Here is a 5860-nt window from a genome sequence, read left to right on the forward strand (position 1 = left end):
GCCTGGGCCGGGGAGGGCCTGGGAGGCGCAGCCTTCTCCGGACCGGCCTTCTCCGAAGCTGGCTTCAGGGGCGCCCGGGACGGGGCCTGGGCATGCGCGACGGCGGTCAGCAGCAGGGCGGCGGCGAGGAGCGGACGCATACCCCCTGTTCTACCCGAATCCCGACACCCCGGCAGCGGGGTGGCGCACCCCCCTGGGTCGGTGACGACATTTTCTTGACGGGATCGCCGGACGTGGGAGGTTGTCGCTGCTACAGGCGTGTTGCGAAACGGAGAGCGAAGACATCATGGGTGCGGCGGTCGCGAGCTGGCAGACGCTGGAGAACGTCGAAGTGGAGTGCACCCACTGCGGCGTCATGATGACCCTTCAGCCCGGGAACCGGGTGAAGTACTACCGGTGCGGCTCCTGCCACCGCTGGGTGTCCAGCACCTACAGCGAGGTGTTCCGCGCGGACGCGAAGATGCGCACGCACCCGGTGAAGGACACCGCGGACGCGGACGCGCGCTTCGTCGAGGTGAAGGACCGCCTGGACAAGTGGCTCACCGCCGTCCAGGAGCAGTGCCCGTACCAGACGATGGGCGTGTCGCCGTTGGATCCGCCCGACGTGGTGCGCGCGCGCTTCCACGCGCTGGCCATGGAGCGGCACCCGGACCGGGGCGGCTCCGCGGAGCAGATGCGGGAGCTCAACGCGGCCTATGAGCGCATCCTCAAGCACCGTCAGCGCAAGCGGCTGGAGGCGCTGTCCTCCGGCACGTCCCCGCGCGCCGCGAGCGCGTCCGTCCTGCCCGCGCGCAACAGGTAGAGCCAGAAGAGCGCTCCCAGCGACAGGCCCAGCCCCACCTTGGCCCAGGTGGGGAAGAAGGAGCCCGGGGAGATGAAGCCCTCCACCACGCCGATGCCGGCGAGGAACGGCGCGCAGCCCACCACCAGCTTCACCGCCTCACGACCGCGTGCCTGGAGCGCCTGCGCGCGCGGCAGCTCTCCCGGGTCGATGAGCGCCTGACCCACCATCAGGCCCGCTCCGCCGGAGATGACGATGATGGACAGCTCCACGGGCCCGTGCGCGGCGATGAAGTCCAGGAAGCCCACCGCCATGCCCTCGCGGAAGCACAGCGCGCCCACCGCGCCAATGAGCACGCCGTTGTTCACGAGCGTGAAGATGGGCCCCACGCCCAGCAGGATGCCGGACGCGAACGCGAACAGCGTGACGGTGAGGTTGTTGGTGGCGATGCCGGAGGCCACCGCGTTGGGCGGCGCCACCGACAGCAGGTCGTCCGTCCACATGCGCCCCTGGGCCACGTAGCGCCGCACGCCCTCCGGCACCAGCAGCTCCGCGCCGCGCGGCTCCAGCAGCACCACCAGCGCACCCAGCACCAATCCCAGCACCAGCAGTCCCGCGCTCACGCCCACGAAGCGCGCTTCGCGGCGCAGCGTGGCCGGGAAGTCGCGCCGGAAGAAGTCGCGCGTGGAGGCCCAGCGCTCGCGGGGCGGCTGGTAGATGGCGCCATAGGCCTGTCCGCAGAGCTGGTTGAGGAAGCGGTGCGCGTCCGTGCCCGGGTAGAACGTCTGTGCTTGCGCCAGGTCCGCGGACGCGCGCCGGTACAGCGTGTCCAGCTTGCGCAGCTCCTCCAGGTGCAGCCGGCCCGAGCGCTGGCGCGTCAGCAGCGCCTGGAGCGCGTCCCAGTCCGGACGGCGCCGGGAGACGAAGGCGGGAAGGGGCAGCGCCATGTCAGTGGGCCGCCCGCGCGCGGGTGCGCAGGAAGGCCTCCGCGGCCTCGGGGGACGCCAGCACCTTCGCGCGCTCCTCGTCCGTCAGCCCCGCGCCCACGCGGTCCACCAGCCGCGCTCCCAGGCGCTGGCGCACGTCCTTCTCCAGGCCGGGCGCGCGCGACAGGAAGGCCAGCACCAGCTCCACGTCCTCCGCGCTCAAGGGGCGCTGCACGGCGGCGGGCTCGCGCGCGGCGTCGGAGACGGGGGCGGGGGCCTGGGTGTACTTGTCCAGGTCGATGGCCTCCTCGCGCACCAGCACCGTGCCCGCGAGCAGGTCCCCCAACCGGCGGTGCCGTCCGTCCAGCAGCATGGTGATGCAACCGGTGGCGTAGAGCACCGGCAGGAAGTCCACTGCACGGCACAGGTTGCGCACGGCGCTTTCGAAGAAGCCCACCGGGGAGCCATCCTCGCGCACCACGCGGATTCTCAGCGCGCGTTTGCCCGGTGTCTGTCCATGGAAGAAGACCTCCGCCAGCGTCCAGTACAGCCATTGCGTGGCGAACAGGCCCACCGCCAGCAGCGTCTGGACCAGCCCCGACAGGGCCTGGAACGCACCCAGCACGTCCGACACGAGCAGCGTGACGACGAAGTAGAGCGCCACCCAGAAGAAGAACAGCAGGCTTGCGTCCACCAGCCACGCAAGACAGCGGTAGCCGATGCCGGCCACGGGCAGGGACAGGGCCACGCGTTCGGGCGTGGCGACGTCGACATGGGGTGCGGGGGCGGAGGGAGTCATGCGCTCAGGACGCACAGCATACGCGCATCTGCGCCCAGGTCGTGTGCGCGTCGCAATGTGTTCCGCCAACACCCCGGAGCCGAAACAGCGCGCGAAACATCGGCTGGTGGACTCAAATGCATGTCCCAGAGAGGACAGCGATCACGACCTGACGGACGAGTCCCTGGATTTCGGCTCAACTCGTGCGCAATTGACAGTCCCGACAGAGCCGGTTCGCATGTGACGGCGGATGGTGTTAGGGTCTTGGTTGGCTGGAATTGCCTGAAACGAAAAAGGAGGAACGGCCCCACTGGGCCAGTTCGGCAGTCGCAAGCGCAGTCCGCAGGGCAGCACTGACAAGACCCCCGGATGGAGTTGAAGCGCGGTTCTCGCACGCTCAGCACTGGCGGAAGTTCCGCCGCGGTTCCACCGACTCCGGGGCAGGTTGAAGTCGACAGGTAGTCTGGAAAGCAATTCGCCACGACGGCTGGGGGGCCATCGCATGGCAGCGAATCAATCCGCAGTTCGCATTTCGATTCTCGAAGGACCGTGGGCGGCCTGGCAGGGCCTTTCTGACGGACTTCGGGGTGAGGGTCATTCCACTTCGGTGACGCGCGACGTGCGCGGCTTCCTGGATGGGCTTGGAACGGATCCGCCGCAGGTGGCCATTCTGGACGTGGAGAGCGATGGCGAAGCCGCCATTGGCTGCTCCGTGACGGAAGGGCTCAACCTGCTGCGCGAAGCCCGCAAGCGCAGACTGGAAGTCCGCATGCTGCTCTTGTCCGCGGTGAGCACGCCGGAGGTCATCTCCCAGTGCTTCGACGAGGGGGCCTCGGGCTACCTCTTCCGCGCGGGGCTGGGCGTCAACGCCGTCTCTTCCGCGGTCCAGTCGCTGGTGAGGGGCGAGCGCCTCTTCCCAGTGCAACTGCTGCGCAATGACTTCGAGCATCCGCCGGTGACGTCACCCACGGCGAGCGTACTCTTGCTGCTGACGCAGCGGGAGCGCGAGGTGCTCGCGTACGTGGCGGGAGGCGCGGACAACTTGAAGATCGCCGCGCACCTGCAGATCGCCGAACGCACGGTGAAGTCACACGTCACACAGCTCTACCGCAAGCTCGGGGCGGAGAATCGCACCCAGCTTGCCCTGCGCGCCTGCCATCTGGGCGTCAGGCCTCCGCCGGACCTCTAGGCTTCACACGGAGGGACGGCCCACCCTCCCCGATGAAACGGGGAGGGAGCACGGCATCCGGACCGACGCGGCCTTCAGTTCTTGCGGGCCGCTTCTTCCATCTTCTTGCGGAGGCTCAGGGGGCGCATGTCCGTCCAGACCTCCTTGATGTACTCCAGGCACTCGGCCTTGAGGCCCTGCTTGCCGGCGTCCTTCCAGCCCAGCGCGTTCTCGCGGTCGGCCGGCCAGATGGAGTACTGCTCTTCGTGGTTCACGACGACCTTGTAGATGGTCGTGTCTTCGCGCTCGTCGCTCATGGGGTGACTCCTCCAGGGGACCCCTGTCGTCGCACACCCGGGGAAAAGCGGTCAAGGTCGGGCGCGGTCAGGCCTCACGAACCCCCCTGGGAGGGAGGGTGCGTGCCCGGTCGCCCGCCCGGGGATCCACCCGGAATCCGGGATCGTGACACCCGGGGCCGCTGGCACGGATACTCCGCCGCATGCGCTTCTTGAAGAACGGCATCGCGGGCGTCCTGCTCCTGGTTGGAGGCGCCTGGGCCGCGCTGGCCCTGGCCCTCACGGGGGCGGGGCCGGAAGGGGCCCATCCGGGCCGGGCCCTCCTCGCGGTGGCCCTGGTGGGCGCGGCGGTGGCCGCGTGGCGGTGGCGCTCCCGGCGCTGGGGCGTGGCGGTGGTGCTGGCAGGCTGCGCGGCCGTGTATGGCTGGGTGCGCACCGAGCATCCCTCCAACACGCGGGACTGGGCACCGGACCTGGCGCGGGCGCCGTGGGCCGAAATCACGGGCACGCGGGTGACGCTCCACGAGGTGCGCGACTTCCGCTACCGCAGCACCACGGACTGGGAGCCGGCCTGGTACACGGCCACCTACGACACGGACGCGCTCACGGGGGCGTCGTTCATCGTGGAGCCCTTCTCCGGGTTCTACGGCGCGGCGCACACGATGGTGTCCTTCAGCTTCCAGGATGGCCGCCACGTGGTGTTCTCCGTGGAGGTGCGGCGGGAGAAGGGGGAGACCTTCTCCGCGGTGGGCGGCCTGTTCCGCCGCTTCGAGCTGGCCTACGTCGTGGGCGACGAGCGGGACTTGATTCAACTGCGCTCCAACCACCGCCATGACGACGTGTATCTGTATCCGGTGCAGGCGTCGAAGGAGCGCGTCACCGCGTTCTTCCTGGACATGGTGCAGCGGATGAACGGCCTGCACACGGCGCCGGAGTTCTACGACACGCTCACCAGCAACTGCACCACCAACCTGGTGCGCCACTTCGAGAAGGTGGCCACGAAGGACGTGCCGTATGACCACCGCACGCTGATGCCCGCGTTCGCGGATGAGCTCGCGTACGAGCTGGGCATCATCGACACGGATGTGCCGCTGGAGCAGGTCCGCGCGCGCTACCACATCAACGCGCGCGCCCTGGCGGCGCAGGGGCAGGATGACTTCTCCCAGCGCATCCGCGCGCCCCAGGCCACCGCCACCGCCCCGGCCCCCTGACGTCAGCGGCCGGCGGGCTTCAGGTTGCTTTGGAGGTGGCGCTCGTAGTGGCCCTCCAGCGCGGTGAAGTAGCCGCGCTCCTCCCACAATTCCTGGAGGAGCCGGTCGGTGAGGGACTTCACCTCCGCGCTCTCGCCCTCGCGGTCGGGCACGCGCGGGCCCTTCTTCGGATCCAACAGGGCGCGGGTGGCCTCCGCCATCAGCAGCCGGCTGCTCCGGAAGAGCCGGCGCAGGGCCTGGTTGATGGGGCGGGCATCCACCTCCTGGCAGGCGGCGAGGATGGCGGCCTGCACCTTCCGGGGCGCGTCACCCTGGAGGGACGCCGCGTCCAGGTCGCCGCGCTCCAGGGCGTGGTGCAGCAGGTAGCCATGGTGCAGGCACACGGAGGTGAGGTCCACGCAGTCCTTCACCCAGAGGACGAAGAAGACCTTGCGGAACACCTTGCGCACCGGGAACAGGGCCACGGCCTTGAGATAGGACATCAGCCGTCCGCCCAGGCCGCGCGCCTCGTTCGAGCCGGCCAGCAGCGCCACGGCCTTGTCCGGGGCCTTGAGGCCCTTCTCCTTGAGCTGATCTCTCACGGCCTGCTCGCGCACCTGGCGCAGGGCGTAGTCGTCCAGGAAGGGCACGGGGATGAGCGGCGTGAGCCCGGCGGCCACGGCGTGGAAGGCCACGCGGGCGAGCGAGGGCGGCACGGCGG

General features: G+C 69.7%; 7 protein-coding genes. 3 read left to right on the plus strand and 4 right to left on the minus strand.

The genetic code is table 11. From position 1 onward, the window contains the following. Positions 1-286 precede the first annotated feature (286 nt). Entirely contained in the window at positions 287-802 is a 516-nt protein-coding gene (locus D7Y13_RS37230) for a J domain-containing protein (protein ID WP_120537368.1), read from the plus strand. Here D7Y13_RS37230 and D7Y13_RS37235 read toward each other — a convergent pair. Further along, the gene (locus D7Y13_RS37235) at positions 718-1728 is read right to left on the minus strand and encodes a stage II sporulation protein M (RefSeq protein ID WP_120582391.1); all 1011 of its coding nucleotides are present in this window, start codon (positions 1726-1728) and stop codon (positions 718-720) included. The genes D7Y13_RS37230 and D7Y13_RS37235 overlap by 85 nt on opposite strands. A gap of 1 nt (position 1729) precedes the next feature. After that, the gene (locus D7Y13_RS37240; protein WP_120582392.1) at positions 1730-2506 is read right to left on the minus strand and encodes an RDD family protein; all 777 of its coding nucleotides are present in this window, start codon (positions 2504-2506) and stop codon (positions 1730-1732) included. A 481-nt stretch (positions 2507-2987) separates the two neighbouring features. On the opposite strand from D7Y13_RS37240, the gene fruA reads away from it, so the two are divergent. Then, positions 2988-3674 carry a response regulator transcription factor FruA gene (gene fruA, locus D7Y13_RS37245; protein WP_120537371.1) on the plus strand — a complete coding sequence of 229 codons (687 nt, stop codon included), beginning with the start codon at positions 2988-2990 and terminating at the stop codon, positions 3672-3674. Positions 3675-3748: 74 nt separating this feature from the next. Here fruA and D7Y13_RS37250 read toward each other — a convergent pair whose 3' ends face one another. Next, positions 3749-3970, minus strand: coding sequence for an MbtH family protein (locus D7Y13_RS37250; RefSeq protein ID WP_120537372.1), 222 nt, complete (start codon positions 3968-3970; stop codon positions 3749-3751). A 182-nt stretch (positions 3971-4152) separates the two neighbouring features. Here D7Y13_RS37250 and D7Y13_RS48840 point away from each other — a divergent pair, with 182 nt between their 5' ends. After that, the gene (locus D7Y13_RS48840) at positions 4153-5160 is read left to right on the plus strand and encodes an Lnb N-terminal periplasmic domain-containing protein (RefSeq protein ID WP_120582393.1); all 1008 of its coding nucleotides are present in this window, start codon (positions 4153-4155) and stop codon (positions 5158-5160) included. 2 nt (positions 5161-5162) lie between these two features. On the opposite strand, the gene D7Y13_RS37260 is transcribed toward D7Y13_RS48840, so the two are convergent. Beyond that, complete coding sequence (locus D7Y13_RS37260; RefSeq protein WP_120630962.1) at positions 5163-5855, minus strand: hypothetical protein; 693 nt, start codon at positions 5853-5855, stop codon at positions 5163-5165. Positions 5856-5860 lie beyond the last annotated feature (5 nt).

The sequence above is a fragment of the Corallococcus praedator genome, from assembly GCF_003612125.1.
Taxonomy (GTDB): domain Bacteria; phylum Myxococcota; class Myxococcia; order Myxococcales; family Myxococcaceae; genus Corallococcus; species Corallococcus praedator.

Bases quoted from the DNA above. Each gene is read 5' to 3' on its own strand.
- D7Y13_RS37240 (WP_120582392.1), bottom strand. From the start codon at position 2,506: ATGACTCCCTCCGCCCCCGCACCCCATGTCGACGTCGCCACGCCCGAA.
- D7Y13_RS37250 (WP_120537372.1), bottom strand. From the start codon at position 3,970: ATGAGCGACGAGCGCGAAGACACGACCATCTACAAGGTCGTCGTGAAC.
- D7Y13_RS37235 (WP_120582391.1), bottom strand. From the start codon at position 1,728: ATGGCGCTGCCCCTTCCCGCCTTCGTCTCCCGGCGCCGTCCGGACTGG.
- D7Y13_RS48840 (WP_120582393.1), top strand. From the start codon at position 4,153: ATGCGCTTCTTGAAGAACGGCATCGCGGGCGTCCTGCTCCTGGTTGGA.
- D7Y13_RS37230 (WP_120537368.1), top strand. From the start codon at position 287: ATGGGTGCGGCGGTCGCGAGCTGGCAGACGCTGGAGAACGTCGAAGTG.
- fruA (WP_120537371.1), top strand. From the start codon at position 2,988: ATGGCAGCGAATCAATCCGCAGTTCGCATTTCGATTCTCGAAGGACCG.